Source organism: Rhodoferax sp. (genome assembly GCF_044236835.1).
Classification (GTDB): Bacteria; Pseudomonadota; Gammaproteobacteria; order Burkholderiales; family Burkholderiaceae_C; genus Allorhodoferax.
The window spans coordinates 63,863-81,687 of sequence record NZ_JBIIGC010000003.1; the positions used below are offsets into that span (position 1 = coordinate 63,863).

Consider the following 17,825-nt stretch of genomic DNA (forward strand, 5'->3'; position numbering starts at 1 on the left):
TTCAGTGACTGCCGCAGTGGCTGCGGCCGGGGCCCATCGTGCAGTAAGTACGTATGCCAGGCAGTGCAAAACGTACGCCGCGCACAGCTTGGTGCAGCAGGTGCAAAATCGCCGGATGGTTCGACCCTCCCAAACCCTGACCGCGCTGCGCGACGCCGACTCCGGCCCCATGCCCCCACCTACCGACTGGCAATGCGATGCGCCGGTGGCCTTGCTGAAGAATGTGCTGCGCCTGACCGCGCCCAACCCCGGCGTCATGACCGGCCCAGGCACCAACAGTTACTTGGTGGGCGGTGCCGAGACCGGCTTTGTGGTGATCGACCCCGGCCCGGCCGACGCCTTACATGTGCAGCGCCTGTGGGCCGCCGCGGTGTACCCGGATGGCCAAGGCGGCAACATCCGCGCGGTGGTGTGCACCCACTCACACCCAGACCACGCACCCGGTGCCGCCCCGCTGCAAGCCCTGTGCGCTAGCGCAGGCCACACGCCACCCATCCTCGGACTGCCGTCCGCCCCCACGGCGCGGGCTGCCAGCGTTTTCGTACCCGACCGTGCGCTACACCACGGCGAGCGTCTACTGCTGGCACCGCGAAGCGAGGTCGCAGCTTTGTCGGTTGGGGATAGCACCCGGACCGTCCACACCCTGCAAGTCGTCCACACCCCCGGCCACGCCGCGAACCACCTGTGTTTGCTGCTGCTCGAAGATGGGCTGCTGTTTTCCGGCGACCATGTGCTCAACGGCAGCACCACCGTGGTCGACCCGCCCGACGGCAACATGGCGCAGTACATCGATTCGCTCAACCTACTGCATACCCTGTGTACCGAGCTGGACGTGCAGTTCATCCTGCCCGCGCACGGGCATGTGATGGCCGATGCTCCACAGGCCATTGCAGCGCTGACCGCGCACCGCCTCAAGCGCGAAGCCAAGATCTCCGCTGTGATGCAAGCGAACCCTCAAGGCGGCCCCGACGCCTGGCTCCCGCTGGCCTACGACGATGTGCACCCGCGCATCTGGCCGGTGGCCAAACGCTCGCTGATCGCCCATGTGGAGCGCATCACTGCGCTGCAAACCGCGCCCTGCTGCGCGACGACCACCGCACCAGCGGCACGCCCAGCCGGGCGCACGCCATGACCGGCGCCAACCCCAGGGTACGCACCCTTGGTGCCCCCCGAGTCGCTCCAGCATCCCGGCCCACCCGACCTGCGCATAGGCCCCCGACCAACCCGCAAACGTCTCGACCCGCCAGCGCCATGGCCAGCAAGACGCCCGCCAGCGCCGATGCGGGTGAGCGCCTGTCCAAGCGGGTCATGCAACTCAAAGCCTGCTCGCGCGCACAGGCCGAGCAATACATCACGGATGGCTGGGTGCAGGTCGATGGGGCTGTCGTGCAAACGCCTCAGTTGCGGGTGCGGCACCAGACCGTCGTGGTCGACCCCGACGCCACACTACAAGACGCTACGCAAATTACCGTCATCCTGCACAAGCCCGCAGGCTGGCAGGACGGGGTGTATGACCAAGGCGGACTCCAGGCGAAAGACAGCCGCAGCTTGCTGACGTTGGCACACCATTGGGCGCAAGATGCATCGGGCATTCGGCCGCTCGTGCGGCACTTGGACCGATTGGACGCGCTGGTCCCGCTCGAATCTGGCGCAAGCGGTCTGTTGGTATTCACCCAAGACTGGCGCACGCGGCGCAAGCTTTCGGAAGACATGGCCTCGATGGAACATGAAGTGCTGGTGGATGTGGCGGGAGCGATACCGAACGAGGCTTTGCAAAACATCGCCCGCGCGCTCAAGAACGAGCGCAATCCTTTGCCCCTGACCAAGTTCAGTGTGAGCAGCAGCACGCCCGCGCGCAGCACTCTGCGCTTTGCCATCAAAGGTGCGCACCCGGGCTTGGCCGCGCACCTGTGCGACCGGGCAGGCTTGCAACCCCTGGCGATGCGCCGCATCCGCTTGGGGCGGGTGCTGCTGCGCGATTTGCCGCCAGGGCAGTGGCGCTACCTGTCGCCGTTAGAGAAGTTTTAGGGCCAGGCTGGCGCGAACAGCCCAGGCGTTCAGGACGCGATGTAACTTTGCAGCTGGCTGATCGTCAGCTCGTGGTCGGAGATGATGTCGTCCATGATGTCGCGAATCGAAATCATGCCAATCGGTGTGTCGCCATCCATGACCGGGAGGTGGCGAATCTTCTTTTGGCTCATCAGTGCCATGCAGTCGCGGGTCCGGGTGTGGGCGGTCACCGTCAGCACCTGGCTGGTCATGATGTCTGCCACTCGGGTGTCTTTGGAGGACCGGCCCGCGAGTGCAATCTTGCGGGTGTAGTCGCGCTCTGAAAACACGCCCACCAGCTTTCCCTTGTCCAACACCATCAGCGCACCCACGTCGTGGTCCGCGAGGACTTGCAACGCGTCAAACACGCTGCTCTGCGGACCCACGCTCCAAATCTGGTCATTGCGTTTGCTCATCAGTTCTGAGACGGTGCGCATGGTTTCTCCTCACAGTGCGGGGTTGGTCAAAGTGCTGTCAACCATAACGCAAATTCAGCTTGAAAAGTGTGAAGCTCGCCGGTACGCCGGATTCTGTGCATGCGGGTTTCCCCGCATGTGACCACCATTACTCTGGGCCGCTGGTCGCCCAAACGGCTCGATGCTACCTACCCGCACACTCCGCGGGCCGCGGTCATGGCGCTGCGGCGAACCGCCGCGCTTTGCGTGTGCCTACTTGGTATTGCTGCGCGTAGAGATTGCCCGTTTCACCCGAACTCAATCGGCTCGTCTCTGTTGCTCTGATCCTCACCTTAGGGCCTTGCGGCTTGTCGGTGGACAGCCGTTAGCTGCTACGCTGCCCTGTGCAGTCCGGACGTTCCTCCAGTGCGCTGTTTCCAGCTTTGCACCAGCGGTGGTCTGGCGAGCTCCACGGGCGCATTATCGCGGCAGGCAGCGGCCACCCGGCGCGGCCCCATATTCATATAACCCAGGCACGCAGTCGCTTGGCACAGAATGGCAAGCCCACCATCATCCTGGCACCGCCCACACCGAAGGAGTCACCATGCGCTTTGACAACGTTCTGCAGTCCATTGGCAACACCCCCCACATCCGCATCAACAAGCTGTTCGGCGGCACCCATCAGGTGTTCGTCAAGTCCGAGCGCGCCAACCCCGGCGGCTCGATCAAGGACCGTATCGCCCTGGCGATGGTGGAGGCCGCGGAGCGCAGCGGTGCGCTCCAACCCGGTGCCACCATCATCGAACCCACTTCGGGCAACACCGGTGTGGGTTTGGCGCTGGTGGCAGCGGTCAAGGGCTACAAGCTCATCTTGGTGATGCCCGACAGCATGAGCATCGAGCGGCGTCGCCTGATGCTGGCCTACGGCGCATCGTTTGATCTGACGCCGCGCGAAAAAGGCATGAAAGGCGCCATCGCCCGCGCCCAAGAACTCGCGGCCCAAACCCCCGGGGCCTGGATTCCCCAGCAGTTCGAAAACCCCGCCAACATCGACGTGCATGCACGCACCACCGCACTCGAAATCCAGAACGACTTTCCCGAGGGCATTGACGTCATCATCACCGGCGTGGGCACCGGCGGCCACTTGAGCGGCGTGGCCCAGGTGCTCAAACGCAAATGGCCCGCACTCAAGGTGTATGCGGTAGAGCCCTCAGCTTCCCCGGTGATCAGCGGTGGCGCGCCTTCGCCCCACCCCATCCAGGGCATTGGCGCTGGCTTCGTTCCCAGAAACTTGCTGGTGGACTTGCTCGACGGCGTGATCCAGGTGGACGCCGAAGCGGCACGCGAATACGGCCGCAGGAGCGCGCGCGAAGAGGGCTTGCTGGTGGGCATTTCCAGCGGCGCCACCTTGGCAGCGATTGCGCAGAAGCTACCCGAGATCGCCCCGGGTGCCACCGTGCTAGGCTTCAACTACGACACCGGCGAGCGTTACCTCTCGGTTGAAGGTTTTCTGCCCAGCTAAACGGCGCGGCGCGCTTGCTCAGTTGCGCACCACGCTGTCACCCGGCTCGTAGTCAGCAGCCTTGAGGGGGCTCTTGTTGGCGATGAACTCGCGCAGCACATCGGCGTCCGCAAAACCGGTGTCCACGTAGCTGGGCAGGCCCGTGAGTTTGGGATAACCGTCGCCGCCCGCGGCAATGAAGTTGTTGACCGCCATGCGGTAGGTTTTGCCGGGATCAATCAGCTGACCGCGCACGCGCGCCTCGGTCACATTGCCACCGGCAATGCGCAAGCGGATGCCAGCAAACTGCGCGAAGCCGCCCGAACCTGCACTCATTTTTGCCACCGCATTGAGGTACTGCAGCACCTCGGCACCGGTCAGGTCCACCACCGCGATGGTGTTGCCAAAGGGCTGCACCTTGAGCACGTCTTTGTAAGTGAGCTTGCCCGCAGGCATGGAGTCGCGCACGCCACCGGCGTTCACTACCGCGAAGTCGGCACGGGTTTTGGCCACCATCGACTCACCCACCAGCACGCCCATGACCGCCGGCTTGCTGCGAATGACTGCGCGGTCGCCCTCGAGCTTGGCGTCGGTGCTGCCGATTTCGACCAGCAGTTTTTGCTGACCAAACTCACGGTAGGGGGTGAGCAGCGCCAGCATTTCCTTGTCTTCGGCAATCGGCGCGGTGTAGTGCACCAGGGTGGTCTTGCCGTCGGCGCCCTTGACTGGCTTCTTGAGGTTGACCGGAATCAGTGCGTACTTGACCAAGGTGAAGCTGCCATTGCGGTACTCAAAATCGGCCCGCCCCACATACTTGCCCCACTCGTGCGCCTGCACGATCCATGCGCCATTTTGGCGGTCTGGGGTGCATTCGGCACCCGGAACGTAGGCGCGGTCCACCACATTGGGCGCTTTCATGCAGGCGGGGTTTTGGGTGTGGCCACCCACCACCAAATCGATGCCCTTGACAGCGCGCGCCATCTCTACGTCGCCCTCGGACTGGGTGCCGCGGTTACCGTTTTCAAAATGGCCCATGTGGGTGGCGGCAATCACCACGTCGGCTTTGGCGCGCAGTTCGGGCACCAGTTTGGCGGCTTCGCCAATAGGGTTGCGAAACTCGATATCGCGAATGTTGTCAGGGTGCACCATTTTCTTGGTGTCTTCGGTGGTCAGCCCCATCACTGCGACCCGCACGCCGCCGAGGTTGAACATCTTGTAGGGGTCGAACATGCGCTGGCCCTGGCGGTAAATGTTGGCCGAGAGCATCGGGAAGGTGGCCAGATCGCGCTGCATTTTGAGCACGATGGGGCTCTTGTCGAACTCGTGGTTTCCCACCGCCATCGCGTCGTAGCCCAGCAGGTTCATGGCCCGAAAGTCGGGGACCGCATCTTGCAAGTCCGACTCCGGCACGCCGGTGTTTACATCGCCACCGTCAAGCAACAAGCTGTAGCCACCTTGGGCGGCCACTTCGGCGCGGATCGACTGCACCAAAGTGCGCCGGGCCGCCATACCGTATTCGCCGTCGTTGTTTTGCCAAAAGCGCCCGTGGTGGTCGTTGGTGTGCAAGATGGTGATGCGGTAGGTGGTGTCTTTGGCGGGGCCGGCCACGGGCACGCTGCTGCATGCGGCGAGCAGCGCGGCAAGCGCGAGCACTGAAAACTTGGTGAACTGCATGGTGGGATCGGGTTGGTAGTTGGGGGTGACCCATGTTAATCACTGGCGCACGCCGCGCGCCGTCCACGGTGGCGACAAGGGGCGCCCTTTATCATCGCCCGTTGCTTGATTGCCACGAGCCCACCGTGATTCGCCTCTCCGAACTCAAACTCCCACTCTCTGCCCTACCGGTGGACGCGCGGCGCGCTGCCGATGCACCGTCCGAAACCGAGGCGGACCGCGCACCCGCACCTCACCCGCTGGCCGAACTCACCCGGCTGGCGGCCATCGCCTTGAGCGTCAAACCAGCGCAGATCGAACAACTGCAGGTGTTCAAGCGTAGCTTTGATGCGCGCAAGGCCGATCTGGTGGTGGTGTACATCGCAGACATCACGCTGCCCACAGCCCTGGAAGCGCAACTGCTGCGCCAACACGCGGGCAACCCGCACATCAGCGCCAGCCCCGATATGGCATATCGGCTCTGCGCGCAGGCACCAACGCAGCTGGCGCAGCGTCCGGTGGTGGTGGGTTTTGGCCCCTGCGGCATGTTTGCCGCGCTGCTGTTGGCGCAAATGGGCTTCAAGCCCATCGTGCTTGAACGCGGCCGCACGGTGCGCGAGCGCACCAAGGACACCTGGGGTCTGTGGCGCAAAAAACGGCTGGATCCGCACAGCAATGTGCAGTTTGGCGAGGGCGGTGCGGGCACGTTTTCAGACGGCAAGCTGTGGAGCCAAATCCGAGACCCACGCTTTTTGGGCCGCAAGGTGATGCAGGAGTTTGTGCAGGCGGGTGCGCCGGCGGAGATTTTGTACGAGGCCCATCCACACATCGGCACCTTCAAGCTAGTCAAGGTGGTGGAAAACCTACGCGCCCAAATCATTGCGCTGGGTGGTGAAGTGCGGTTCGAGCAGCGTCTGGTCGATGTGATGCTGCAACCGCACGCCGACCAAGCGGACCAGCACCAACTCGTGGGCCTGCAGGTGCACGACTTGCAAAGCGACCGTACCTACAACCTGGATGCCCAGCATGTGGTCATGGCGCTGGGCCACAGCGCACGCGACACCTTCGCCATGCTGTTCGACCGGGGTGTGGCGATGCGGTCCAAGCCGTTTTCGGTGGGCTTTCGCATCGAGCACCCGCAAAGCGTGATCGACCGCGCCCGCTGGGGCCGCCATACCGGGCACCCGGCCTTGGGCGCAGCGGACTACAAGCTCGTGCACCACGCTAGTAACGGCCGTGCCGTGTACAGCTTTTGCATGTGCCCCGGCGGCACCGTGGTGGCAGCTACCAGCGAACCGGGTCGGGTGGTGACCAACGGAATGAGCCAGTACTCGCGCAACGAGCGCAATGCCAACGCGGGCATCGTGGTCGGTGTGGGTCCAGAGGACTACCCGGACGACGAAGCCAGCTTTGTGTTCGCCTTTGGCGAGCAGGACGGCCGACGCTACGCTGCCCAAGCCCACGAGCTGCGCAATGCGCCGGTGCAGGCCGGTGGCGATCTTGCACAACAGGTGCACCCGCTGGCTGGCGTGGTGCTGCAGCGTGCGCTGGAAAGCGCTGCCTTCACCTTGGGCGGGGGCAGCTACGAGGCGCCCGCCCAATTGGTAGGCGACTATCTGAAGCGGCGTGCATCCGATGCTCTGGGCAGCGTACTGCCTTCCTACAAACCCGGCGTACGCCTGTGCGATCTGAGCGCCAGCCTGCCAGGCTACGCGATCGAGGCGATCCGGGAGGCATTGCCCGTGTTTGCAAAAAAGATCAAAGGTTTTGACATGGCCGATGCAGTGCTCACCGGGGTGGAAACACGAACCTCTTCACCACTAAAAATGCCACGTGGCGAGGACCTGCAAAGCACCAATGTGCGCGGCCTGTACCCGGCCGGCGAAGGCGCGTCCTATGCGGGGGGCATTTTGTCGGCGGGAGTCGATGGCATCCGGGTCGCAGAGGCGCTGGCGCGTGCGATGCTGTCCGACGGCAACAAGGTGTAACGCACCGCAACCCAGGAGGTGTTGTCCTTTGGGGCCAAACGTGTCAGTCCTTGGCATCTGAGTTGCCGCAGGTGCACACAAAAAGTACCGCCTGAGAAAGCAGAACCGACCGCTTCCAAAAAGTAAAGGGCCACTGCGCGATGGTGCGCGCAGCGGCCCTCAACTCCAGCGGATTAGATCTGCGCGTTCTGCAACGCAGCGATGCGCTTCTCGATCGGCGGGTGGGTGCTAAACCACTGGCCAATGCCACCGGTAATGCCCATCGCGGCCACGGTTTTGGGTAACTCGCCTGGCGTCATCCCACCCAGGCGGGCCAAGGCATTGACCATGGGCTGCTTGCGACCCATGAGCTGCGCGGCGCCCGCGTCAGCACGGTATTCACGCTGGCGAGAGAACCAGGCGACCACCAAGGCCGCAGCAAAGCCCAGCACGATGTCGAGCACGATGGTGGTGACCCAGTAGCCAATACCGGGGCCGCTGCTGGAGTTGTCGTTTCTGCGCAGGAAGCTGTCCACGGCGTAACCAATCAGGCGGCTCAAGAACACCACGAAGGTGTTCATCACACCTTGAATCAACGTCATCGTGACCATGTCGCCATTGGCAATGTGCGCTACTTCGTGGCCGATGACGGCTTCTACCTCTTCGCGGGTCATGCCTTGGAGCAAACCCGTGCTCACTGCAACCAAGGCCGAATTTTTGAAAGCGCCGGTAGCAAACGCGTTGGGCGCGCCTTCGAAAACGCCCACCTCCGGCATGCCGATGCCGGCCCGGTCAGCGTAGCGGCGCACCGTCTCCACAATCCAGGCCTCGTCAGCGTTTCGCGGCTGATCGATGATGCGCACACCCGAAGTCCACTTGGCCATGGGCTTGCTGATCAGCAGGGAAATGATGGCGCCGCCAAATCCCATGATGAGCGCAAAGCCCAGCAGCGCGCCCAGGTCCAGGCCATTGGCGGTGAGAAAGCGGTTGACCCCCAACAGGCTGGCCACCACACCCAGCACGGCGACCACCATCACGTTGGTCAAGACAAACAAGAGTATGCGTTTCATGGTTTCCTTCGATAAGCGCGCCGACACTGGCGGCAATGGCGGGCATGTTAGGGCGGCCCCTGGCGTTTTCAAGCGTTTTCGCGGCAATGCCCCGGGGAATGTACGGAAATGCCAGCGCCTGCAGCCGACCGGGGTGGCCGAAACACACTGGTATCGGCATAAAAGCCGGGGTCGGTATTGGCCGGCCACCAGGTCGGAACCCCCAGCACCGGCAGGTGCGCCATAGGCCCCACCGCTTGCAGGTCTGCATCCAGGGCGCCAGCCAGCCAACGGTCGATATCGGTCAGGTCGGGGCTGTCGGTATGCACGCGCAACACATGGGCGGTGATGGCTTTGCGCGGCGCCACCAGTTTTTCCAACAAGGCGTGACCAAACAAGACGATCTGGCTCTGCGCCCACAAAGCCCGGTGGGTCACAAACACCGCCTGCCAATCCTTGGCCAACAGCGCGTTCCACAGGACGTCGGGTGTTTGCAGCAGCGCGGCGTTCTCGTCGATCACCGTCAAGGCGTCGCGGGTGGGGCCGCGCACCGGCTGGACGCCCGTGCGCGCGATCTGCTGTGCTTGCAAGGCGTTGAGACGCAACTTGGTGTGGGGAAAGCGCATCCAGCACAGACCGTTGAAAAAGTCGTGCAAGCCGTCGCGGGTGGGCACCTGGCTGGTCTCGAAAATGAACTGCTCATAAGCCACCCCGGGTGGCAACTGCGATTGCGCAACGAACACCTTAGGCGCGAGCGGCTCCCCTCGCCCCTGCCCTTGCTGGAGTTTGTGCTGGTGCGTGAACCCATGCTCGGTGTTGAACGCGTTAAGGGCCTGGACGCAGCTCTGGCCGGCGCGAATGCGCTGCGCAACCGGCTCGCCCAAGGCGCGCCAAGGCGCAAGCCAGGGAGCGCTCCAGTCGAGGTCTAGACCGTCACCAGCCGCCATGCCAGGGGCTCGCCGCCGGCCAAGGGTTTGAGTTGCGCCTGGCCAAAGGGGTAGCTCTCGGGGGGCGTCCAAGTTTCGCGGCGTAAGGTGATGCGGCCGGTGTTACGCGGCAGGCCGTAAAAGTCGGGGCCGAAAAAGCTGGCAAAGCCTTCGAGCTGGTCTAGCGCGCCAGCCGCATCGAAGGCCTGGGCGTACAGCTCCATGGCGGCATGCGCGGTGTAGCAACCAGCGCAGCCCGAAGCGTGTTCCTTGAGGTGCGCGGGGTGGGGCGCGCTGTCGGTCCCCAGGAAAAAGCGGCCCGATCCACCGGTGGCGGCCTCTACCAGCGCCAAGCGGTGGGTTTCGCGCTTGAGCACCGGCAGGCAGTAATAGTGGGGACGAATTCCGCCGGTAAAGATGGCGTTGCGGTTGTAGAGCAGGTGGTGCGCAGTGACGGTGGCTGCGGTGAAGCGGTCGGCCTGCGCCACATACTGCGCGGCCTCGCGGGTGGTGATGTGCTCGAACACGATCTTGAGTTCGGGAAAATCGCGCCGCAGTGGAATGAGCTGCGTGTCGATGAACACCGCCTCGCGGTCAAACAAGTCGATGTCGCTGGAGGTCACCTCGCCGTGCACCAGCAGCAGCATGCCCGCCTTTTGCATGGCCTCCAGGGTTTGGTAGGTCTTGCGCAAATCAGTCACACCGGCGTCGCTGTGGGTGGTGGCACCAGCTGGGTACAGCTTGGCCGCCACCACACCGGCTTGGGCGGCGCGGCCAATTTCCTCGGGCGGCAAAGTGTCGGTGAGGTAGAGCGTCATCAACGGCTCAAAGTCCACGCCCAGCGGCACCGCTGCACAGATGCGCTCGCGGTAGGCCAGCGCCTGCGCGGCGGTGGTCACCGGCGGCTTGAGGTTGGGCATGATGATGGCGCGGGCAAACTGGGCGGCCGTGTGCGGCACCACGGTGCGCAAGGCCTCGCCATCACGCACATGCAGGTGCCAGTCATCAGGCCGGGTAAGGGTCACGGTGGTGGTGGCAGTCATCTGTCGGCCTTGGCAGCGGGTTTGTGGTTTAGCAGGTGCGCCCACAGCGCCTGCGCAGCGCTTTTGGCAGGCTTGGCGCCGCTGCGGTGGGCTTCCTTGCCCAGCGGCTTCTCGCGGTAGGCGCGAATTTCCAGCTTGGCTTGCAAAGGCGCCATGCCCGGCCCCACGGCACTAACCAACTTGCGGGCACGCAGTTCCTTGCGAATGGCGCTTTGGGGCAAGAAGGCAATGCCGTGGCCCTCAAGCGCCATGGCCTTGAGTCCCTCGGCCATGTCGGTCTCGTACACCCGGTCCAAGTGCATGGCAGCGCCGGATTCCTTCAGCAGCGTCTCCACCACCAGCCCCAGGTAGGCGCCTGGCGCATACCCCAGGTAAGGTAGCGGTGCGTCCTGGCGGCTGGGCAGCACAAACAGCGGCGCGCCATGCTCGTTGGCCAGCGCGTACGGCGCCACGGTCTCTTCGCCCAGGCTGACCATTTCGTAGCGGTCGCTGTCGAGCTGGAAGGGCTGCGAGTCGTGGTGGTAGGCAATCAGCAGGTCGCAGCTTCCCTCGACCAAACGCATCACCGCATCGTGCACATTGAGTGCAATCAGGCGGCTCTTGATGGTGCCAAAACTCTCGCGCAGGCTACTAACCCAGGCCGGAAAGAAGGTGAACGCCAGCGTGTGCGGCACCGCAAACTCGATCACGTCCTGCCCGGCCGACGCGTGGCCGCGCAGCATGGCGCGGGTGCTTTGCAAAGCCTGCAGCACCTCAAGCGATTGGCCGTACAGCGTCTCGCCCGCCGGCGTCAGTCGCGTGGGATAGGAGCTGCGGTCCACCAAGTCGGCACCTGCCCAAGCCTCCAGGGACTGGATGCGCCGTGAAAACGCGGGTTGGGTGACATGGCGCAATTGCGCCGAGCGGCTGAAACTGCGGGTTTCAGCCAGGGACACGAAGTCTTCAAGCCATTTGGTTTCCATCGTCGAATTATCCGCCCGTGGATTGCGTCTGCGCAGCGCCCCTCAGGCTTTGCGGTGCTCTCCATCCGCGTGCGCTTGGCACTGTTCCAGGGCCAGCAGCAAGCTGGTGCGGTGATCGCGCGCGACCTCTTGCCAGGGCAAACCGGTGAGTGCGCCCTCCAGCGCCCACAGCAAGTTGAGGCTGGCTGTGGGATGGGTTTGCAGCACCCGCACATAGGCGGCGACCGCACCTATCTTGCGCAACTGCGCCTCGCTGTGAATGCCACTGCGCGAGATCATCTCCTGCGACTTGGGGCCGAGGTTGGGCAATGCGACCATGGTCTGGGTTCGTGCGTGCTCAGGGCGCCGCGGCTTGCTGCGGAGACGGCATGGCGAGTTCGCTGCTTTGCTGCATCGCCCACATCCGGGAATAGCGCCCGCCTTGGGCCTGAAGTTGCGCGTGGGTGCCGCGCTCGATGATGCGTCCGGCGTCCATCACCAGGATTTCGTGGGCGTCCACCACCGTGGACAAACGGTGGGCAATTACCAAGGTGGTCTTGTTGTGCGCCACGCTTTGCAACTCGGCTTGGATGGCACGCTCGTTGGCGGAGTCCAGCGCCGAAGTCGCCTCGTCAAAAATCAACACCGGCGGATTCTTGAGTAGGGTGCGGGCGATGGCCACGCGCTGCTTTTCGCCGCCAGAGAGTTTGAGGCCGCGCTCGCCCACCATGGTGTCGTAGCCCTTGGGCGCTGCGCTGATGAAGTCATGGATGTGCGCCGCCTTGGCTGCCGCCTCCACCACCGCGCGACTGCACCCGGGCTGGCCGTAGGCGATGTTGTATTCCACCGTGTCGTTGAACAGCACGGTGTCTTGCGGAACGATGCCAATGGCCTGGCGCACCGAGGCTTGCGTGACCTGCTGGATGTCCTGACCAGCGATCAGAATGCGGCCCTGCTGCACGTCGTAAAAGCGAAACAGCAGCCGCGCCAGCGTCGACTTGCCCGAGCCCGAAGGTCCGACCACCGCCACCGTTTTGCCTGCCGGAATTTCGAAACTGATGTCGTACAAGATGGTGCGCGCAGGCTTGTCTTGGGCCGCGCCTGCGCTGCCTGCCGGGTCGTAGGCAAAGGTGACATGATCAAAGCGTACGCTCACCTCGCCGGGGCGCAGTTGCAGTGGCTGGGCACCCGGCGCATCGGCAATCTCACGCTCGCGCTCCAACAGGGTGAACATCTTTTCCAAGTCGGTCAGACTTTGCTTGATCTCGCGGTAAATCACACCCAAAAAATTCAGCGGAATGTAGAGCTGGATCATGAAGGCGTTGACCATCACCAAATCGCCCAAGGTCATGCGACCCTCCACCACACCTTGCGTGGCGCGCCACAGCATGGCAACCAGCGCCACGGCAATGATGAGCTGCTGGCCGGTGTTAAGAATGCTCAGTGTGGTCTGGCTCTTGACCGCCGCGCGGCGATAGCGCTCCAGGTTTTCGTCGTAGCGCCGGGTCTCGAATTCTTCGTTGTTGAAGTACTTGACGGTCTCATAGTTGAGCAGCGAGTCGATGGCGCGGCTGTTGGCGTTGGAGTCCAGCTCGTTCATCTTCTTGCGAAACTGGGTGCGCCACTCGGTCACGGTGATGGTGAACACGATGTACACCGCCAGCGCGATGATCGTGATGATGGCAAACCACACATCAAACTTCACTGCCAACAAGCCCAGCACCAGCGTGACTTCGATCAGCGTGGGGATGATGCTGTAAAGCGAGTAACTGATGAGCGAGTGCACGCCGCGGGTGCCGCGCTCTATGTCGCGCGTCATGCCGCCGGTTTGGCGCTCCAGGTGGAAACGCAGGCTCATCGCGTGCAGGTGGCGAAACACCTGCAGCGAGATGCTGCGCGCAGCACCCTCGGTGGCTTTGGCAAACACCAGCTCGCGCAACTCGGTGAACAGCGAGGTGCACAGACGCAAAGCACCGTAGCCCAGCAACAAGGCTGCTGGCACCACCAACAACGCCGCCGGATCGCCGGGCTTCAAGGTCATGGCATCGACCAAGTTTTTCAGTAGCAAGGGCACACCCACATTGGCCACCTTGGCACCCACCATGAAGGCCAGCGCCGCGATCACCCGCCACTTGTAGGTCCACAGATAGGGAAACAAACGGCCCAACGTGGCCCAGTCGGACTGGGGCGCGGCAGTGGGGCTGCTGGCTGCAGGGCTGGGGGTGAGGGTGGCGGAGTGACCGGGGTGCATGGGCGACAATCGATGTTTGCGAACCCTAGGATTGTGCCCATGTCCACCCCTTCCAACGCCGCCCCGGTGTCCGGCACACCACGCACTGATAGCACGCAGTCCGCGCCTACCGCGCGCGCGGCGCCAGCCCCGGTACAGCTGCCCACCGACCAAGAGTTGGTGCTCAAAGTTATTCCCATGCCGGCTGACTGCAACGCCAATGGCGACATCTTTGGCGGCTGGGTGATGGCGCAGGTGGACTTGGCCGGATCGGTGGTGCCCGCGCGCTACACCAAGGGGCGCATGGCCACGGTGGCGGTCAAGGAGTTCATCTTCAAGCAGCCGGTGCGGGTGGGGGACATCCTGAGCTTTTTTTCCAAGGTCAGCCACATCGGGCGCACCTCCATCACCGTGGAGGTGGAGGTGTATGCCGAGCGCTACCAGACCCAAGGGCAGTACGCCAAAGTGACCCAGGCCACGCTGACCTACGTGGCCATTGACGAGCAAGGCAGGCCGCGGGAAATACCCAAGTGAAGCGGCCCCTGCCCGTCGGAGACGGAAAAGGGGCAGTGCGCTACGAGACGATGTAGGCCGCCGAGCCGGTAGAGAGCAGTTTGCCGTCGGCCGCCAAAAACTCCATGCGGGTCGAGGCCACCCGCGAGCCCAAGCGCATCACCTCGGCGCGCAAGCCGAAGTGCTCGCCGATGCCCGGGCGCAGGTAGTCGACGCGCAAATCGATGGTGCCGAGCTTGGCAAAACGCTGCAGCCTCGATTCGATGCTCTCATGGCGGTGGCGCGCGCCGATGGCGGCCATCACAGCCAGGCCGCCCATGGCGTCGAGCCCGGCACTGATGACGCCACCGTGGATGCGGTTGTAGCTGTAGTGGCCCACCAGTTCGTTGCGCATCTCTATGCTGGCGCGGACCTCGTGGGCTTGGATGGAAGTGATCTTCAAGCCCAGTGTGCGGTTGAAGACAATGCCTTCCTCAAAAATGCGGGTCAGGCTCTGCAGGAACTCCGGTTCCAAAGGCAGGGACTCAGAAACCATCCCCTGCTTACTTGTTTTTGAGCTTGCCGCGGGGAATCACCACCGTGGTCACCACCGGGCGCACCGCTTCGCCCACGCCACTTCCCAGCGGCTTGGCCGGCGTGCTGTCCTTTTTGGGCTTCTTGGCTTCCTTGTTGGACTTTTGCTGACCTTTGGCCATGGTGCGCTCCGCGGTGGTTGGTGGGAGCGTGCAGTTTAATACGGGCCCATGAGTGACGACCCACGCACCCACGCTGCACCTGCTGCGCTGCGCATCCGAGAAGACGAGGTGGAGCTGCGCGCCATCCGCGCGCAAGGTGCGGGTGGTCAAAACGTCAACAAAGTCTCCAGTGCGATCCACCTGCGCTTTGACATCCCGGCATCGAGCTTGCCCGACGCAGTCAAGGAGCGCCTGCTGGCTTTGCGCGACAGCCGCATCACCCAAGACGGCGTGTTGGTGATCAAGGCCCAGCAGCACCGCACCCAGGACATGAACCGCATGGATGCCTTGCTGCGCCTGCATGCACTGGTTGACAGCGTAGCCACACCACCACGGGTGCGCCGAGCCACGCAGCCCAGTTTTGGCGCACGCCAACGCAGGCGTGACGGGAAAAGTCAGCGCTCTGAAGTGAAAGCCGGGCGCAGCAAAGTGCGGCCTGATTGATTGCAAGCCAGGGGCACCTGCGCATAGGACTGGCGCATCTGCCGCTGCCGATGTGGCTGCGGCTGCCGCCGATGCAGGCCGTGAAGCAACTTGGGATTGGCGCTGTACCGCTAGAACAGCGAGCCCACGTTGAGCAGTGCCAGCACGCCCATCACTGCAAACATGGCAGCGGCGATGCCGTGCACCAGCTTCATCGGGATCTTGTTGGCAAAGCGGTCACCCACAAATACTGCGGGTACGTCGGCGATCAACATGCCCAAGGTGGTTCCAATCACCACCAGCACCGGGCTGGCGTAGTGCGCGGCCATGGCCACGGTGGCGATCTGGGTTTTGTCGCCCATCTCGGCCAGAAAGAAAGTGACCAGCGTGGCGCCAAACACACCGAGCTTGTGGGCCACTTGGGTTTCTTCTTCTTCGATCTTGTCGGGGATCAGAGTCCACACTGCCATGCCCAGAAAAGACAGGCCCAAGACCCAGCGCAACACATCGGCGGACACGACAGAGGTGATCCACGCACCCAGTGCACCGGCCAGCGCGTGGTTGACCACGGTGGCGCACAGAATGCCCAAGATGATGGGCACCGGCTTTTTGAAGCGCGCCGCCAGAATGAAAGCGAGCAGCTGGGTTTTGTCGCCGATCTCGGCCAGGGCCACCACACCGGTGGAAATGAACAGGGCTTCCATGCAAGGTCCCAACGCAAAGGGACGCCATCATGCCAGCCCGCCCCGCGCGGTTCTGTGCGCTAGGTCAGAGTTTGCTGAAATCGGGCTTGCGTTTTTCCATGAAGGCGGTGAACGCCTCCCGCGCGGCGGGCTCGCGCAGCATGCGGCCAAAGCTGGTGGCCTCCTCCATCATGCGCGCTTGCACGGCGGGCGTTTGGCCGAGCTTCATCAAGCGCTTGGTTTCCACCAGCGAGGACAGTGGCTTGGCCGCCAGCTTGGCAGCCAGCGCCTGAGCCGCTGCATTGGCCTCGGTGGGCGGAACAATGCGGTTGACCAAACCGACCTCCAGTGCGGCCTCGGCCATGAAGGGCTCGCCCAGCAGCAAGGCCTCGGCGGCGCGGTGGTAGCCCATCATCTGCGGCGCAATCAGGCTGCTGGCCGCCTCGGGACACAGGCCCAGGTTGACAAAGGGCATGGAGAACGCCGCGTTGTCGCCAGCCACCACCAAGTCGCAGTGGAACAGCAAGGTGGTGCCCACGCCCACCGCCGGGCCGCAGACCGCTGCCACCAGCGGTTTGGGAAAGGCGGCAATCTCGCGCAAAAACCGAAACACCGGCGCGTCCGCGGTGGCGGCACCACCTTTTAGAAAGTCGCCGATGTCGTTGCCTGCGCTAAAGACCGTCACATGGCCCTGGATGACCACAGTGCGCACGGATGGATCGGCGGCAGCGCTGGCCAGCGCATCGGCGCAGACGCCGTACATCGCCTGGGTGAAAGAGTTTTTCTTGTCGACCCGGTTGAGGGTGATGGTCATGACCGCATCGGTGGTGTCGATCAGGATGTCTTGGGTGTCATTTGGCATGGGGCGTCTCCTTAAATCTTGTAGTAAACCAGTTGGTGTGTAGTGGCCAGCAGGGTGCCGGCTTCGTTCCAGAGTTGCGCGGTCTGATCGGCATGGCCGTTGCGGTAAGCCTGGGCGCGCGCTTGGCACAGCACAAAGCCGTCGCCCGTCTCGGACAGGTCCTGCACATCGGCATGGAAGTACACCGACATGGACACCGTGCCTGCGGCGACCATCTCGGCGCGGCGCAGCCACACGCGGGGAAAAAACACATCGGCCAACGCCGAGAGTGCGGCGTAGTCCAGCGCGCGCTCTGGCACCAGACGCGCCCAGAGCTGTGTCAAGCTGGCCTGCTCGGGCGCCACGTCGCGCACCGCGCCGTCCCAGCGGGTGGGCGGTGCGCCACAGACCATGCGGGTGTCGTAACGGCCCAGCCACTCCAGTTCCTTGGGCGGCTGCGCGCGCGCGATCTGCGACGCTGGCACGACCTGGGGCATGGGGTGGTCGCAGGCGTTGAACGTGGGGCGGCGCAGCACGGTGACCGCAGTGCCAGTGAGCACGGTGGCAGATGTTCCGTCGGCCTGCACTTGCTCGCACTCGATGAGCCAGTGCTGGCTGGAGCGGTTGGTGCGGACTATGCGCAACAGCAGACGAAATGGCCCGGGCGCAAAGCCCGCCAGGTAGTTAACAGTGAGCGCCGCCGGCTGGCCCAGCACCATGGGGTGCTGGGCTATACCCGCAACCACCGTGGCTGCCGTGATGCCACCAAACGGCCCCACCATGTTCCACCACGCCGGGTGGGTTTGTCCGCCAAGCCCGCCGTTGGCGTCGCTTTGCAGCGCAACCGCCTGGTCAAAAACGTGCATCGGTGTGGCGC

General features: G+C 63.8%; 18 protein-coding genes, 1 other RNA gene and 1 pseudogene. 6 read left to right on the forward strand and 14 right to left on the reverse strand.

Features of this window, described 5'->3' with window-relative positions; genetic code table 11:
• Positions 1 to 184 precede the first annotated feature (184 nt).
• Both ACILRC_RS03285 and ACILRC_RS03290 read left to right on the forward strand, forming a co-directional pair.
• Positions 185 to 1,132, forward strand: a pseudogene (locus ACILRC_RS03285) (MBL fold metallo-hydrolase); the annotation flags it as partial.
• A gap of 119 nt (positions 1,133 to 1,251) precedes the next feature.
• Positions 1,252 to 2,028 carry an RNA pseudouridine synthase gene (locus ACILRC_RS03290; protein WP_395667920.1) on the forward strand — a complete coding sequence of 259 codons (777 nt, stop codon included), beginning with the start codon at positions 1,252 to 1,254 and terminating at the stop codon, positions 2,026 to 2,028.
• 29 nt (positions 2,029 to 2,057) lie between these two features.
• Here ACILRC_RS03290 and ACILRC_RS03295 read toward each other — a convergent pair whose 3' ends face one another.
• Positions 2,058 to 2,486 (reverse strand): CBS domain-containing protein, encoded by a 429-nt coding sequence (locus ACILRC_RS03295; protein ID WP_395667921.1) that lies wholly within the window; start codon positions 2,484 to 2,486, stop codon positions 2,058 to 2,060.
• Between the two features lie 66 nt (positions 2,487 to 2,552).
• An RNA gene (gene rnpB / locus ACILRC_RS03300) (RNase P RNA component class A) lies at positions 2,553 to 2,915 on the reverse strand.
• A gap of 133 nt (positions 2,916 to 3,048) precedes the next feature.
• Between rnpB and cysK the strand changes: the two genes are divergently transcribed.
• Positions 3,049 to 3,966 (forward strand): cysteine synthase A, encoded by a 918-nt coding sequence (cysK, locus tag ACILRC_RS03305; RefSeq protein ID WP_395667922.1) that lies wholly within the window; start codon positions 3,049 to 3,051, stop codon positions 3,964 to 3,966.
• Positions 3,967 to 3,984: 18 nt separating this feature from the next.
• Here cysK and ushA read toward each other — a convergent pair whose 3' ends face one another.
• Positions 3,985 to 5,619, reverse strand: coding sequence for a bifunctional UDP-sugar hydrolase/5'-nucleotidase UshA (gene ushA, locus ACILRC_RS03310; protein ID WP_395667923.1), 1,635 nt, complete (start codon positions 5,617 to 5,619; stop codon positions 3,985 to 3,987).
• Between the two features lie 125 nt (positions 5,620 to 5,744).
• Here ushA and ACILRC_RS03315 point away from each other — a divergent pair, with 125 nt between their 5' ends.
• A complete protein-coding gene (locus tag ACILRC_RS03315) occupies positions 5,745 to 7,586 on the forward strand; it encodes an NAD(P)/FAD-dependent oxidoreductase (RefSeq protein WP_395667924.1) in 1,842 nt (613 codons plus the stop codon).
• Between the two features lie 173 nt (positions 7,587 to 7,759).
• Here ACILRC_RS03315 and htpX read toward each other — a convergent pair whose 3' ends face one another.
• From htpX to ACILRC_RS03345, 6 genes are all read right to left on the reverse strand, one after another.
• On the reverse strand, positions 7,760 to 8,635 hold the full coding sequence (gene htpX / locus ACILRC_RS03320; RefSeq protein WP_395667925.1) for a protease HtpX: 876 nt from the start codon (positions 8,633 to 8,635) through the stop codon (positions 7,760 to 7,762).
• A gap of 68 nt (positions 8,636 to 8,703) precedes the next feature.
• Positions 8,704 to 9,561, reverse strand: a complete 858-nt coding sequence (locus ACILRC_RS03325) for a DUF3025 domain-containing protein (protein ID WP_395667926.1) — start codon at positions 9,559 to 9,561, stop codon at positions 8,704 to 8,706.
• The gene (gene pyrC, locus ACILRC_RS03330; protein ID WP_395667927.1) at positions 9,540 to 10,583 is read right to left on the reverse strand and encodes a dihydroorotase; all 1,044 of its coding nucleotides are present in this window, start codon (positions 10,581 to 10,583) and stop codon (positions 9,540 to 9,542) included. Before pyrC ends, ACILRC_RS03325 begins: the two co-directional genes overlap by 22 nt.
• A complete protein-coding gene (locus tag ACILRC_RS03335; protein ID WP_395667928.1) occupies positions 10,580 to 11,545 on the reverse strand; it encodes a LysR substrate-binding domain-containing protein in 966 nt (321 codons plus the stop codon). The genes pyrC and ACILRC_RS03335 overlap by 4 nt, the downstream gene beginning before the upstream one ends.
• A 42-nt stretch (positions 11,546 to 11,587) precedes the next feature.
• Positions 11,588 to 11,863, reverse strand: a complete 276-nt coding sequence (locus tag ACILRC_RS03340; RefSeq protein WP_395667929.1) for a TfoX/Sxy family protein — start codon at positions 11,861 to 11,863, stop codon at positions 11,588 to 11,590.
• A gap of 19 nt (positions 11,864 to 11,882) precedes the next feature.
• A complete protein-coding gene (locus ACILRC_RS03345; RefSeq protein ID WP_395667930.1) occupies positions 11,883 to 13,775 on the reverse strand; it encodes an ABCB family ABC transporter ATP-binding protein/permease in 1,893 nt (630 codons plus the stop codon).
• A 39-nt stretch (positions 13,776 to 13,814) separates the two neighbouring features.
• Here ACILRC_RS03345 and ACILRC_RS03350 point away from each other — a divergent pair, with 39 nt between their 5' ends.
• Positions 13,815 to 14,288 (forward strand): acyl-CoA thioesterase, encoded by a 474-nt coding sequence (locus ACILRC_RS03350; protein ID WP_395667931.1) that lies wholly within the window; start codon positions 13,815 to 13,817, stop codon positions 14,286 to 14,288.
• Between the two features lie 40 nt (positions 14,289 to 14,328).
• Here the strand turns inward: ACILRC_RS03350 and ACILRC_RS03355 are convergent, their stop codons facing one another.
• Both ACILRC_RS03355 and ACILRC_RS03360 read right to left on the reverse strand, forming a co-directional pair.
• A complete protein-coding gene (locus ACILRC_RS03355; protein ID WP_395667932.1) occupies positions 14,329 to 14,802 on the reverse strand; it encodes a thioesterase family protein in 474 nt (157 codons plus the stop codon).
• A gap of 7 nt (positions 14,803 to 14,809) precedes the next feature.
• Positions 14,810 to 14,962: a hypothetical protein gene (locus ACILRC_RS03360; protein WP_395667933.1), complete on the reverse strand. Its 153-nt coding sequence runs from the start codon at positions 14,960 to 14,962 to the stop codon at positions 14,810 to 14,812.
• A gap of 48 nt (positions 14,963 to 15,010) precedes the next feature.
• Here ACILRC_RS03360 and arfB point away from each other — a divergent pair, with 48 nt between their 5' ends.
• Positions 15,011 to 15,445, forward strand: a complete 435-nt coding sequence (gene arfB, locus ACILRC_RS03365; protein WP_395667934.1) for an alternative ribosome rescue aminoacyl-tRNA hydrolase ArfB — start codon at positions 15,011 to 15,013, stop codon at positions 15,443 to 15,445.
• Between the two features lie 110 nt (positions 15,446 to 15,555).
• Here arfB and ACILRC_RS03370 read toward each other — a convergent pair whose 3' ends face one another.
• The 3 genes from ACILRC_RS03370 to ACILRC_RS03380 form a co-directional block, all read right to left on the reverse strand.
• Entirely contained in the window at positions 15,556 to 16,128 is a 573-nt protein-coding gene (locus ACILRC_RS03370) for a TMEM165/GDT1 family protein (protein ID WP_395667935.1), read from the reverse strand.
• A 64-nt stretch (positions 16,129 to 16,192) separates the two neighbouring features.
• Complete coding sequence (locus tag ACILRC_RS03375) at positions 16,193 to 16,969, reverse strand: enoyl-CoA hydratase (RefSeq protein ID WP_395667936.1); 777 nt, start codon at positions 16,967 to 16,969, stop codon at positions 16,193 to 16,195.
• 11 nt (positions 16,970 to 16,980) lie between these two features.
• Entirely contained in the window at positions 16,981 to 17,814 is an 834-nt protein-coding gene (locus ACILRC_RS03380) for an acyl-CoA thioesterase (RefSeq protein ID WP_395667937.1), read from the reverse strand.
• Between the last annotated feature and the right edge of the window lie 11 nt (positions 17,815 to 17,825).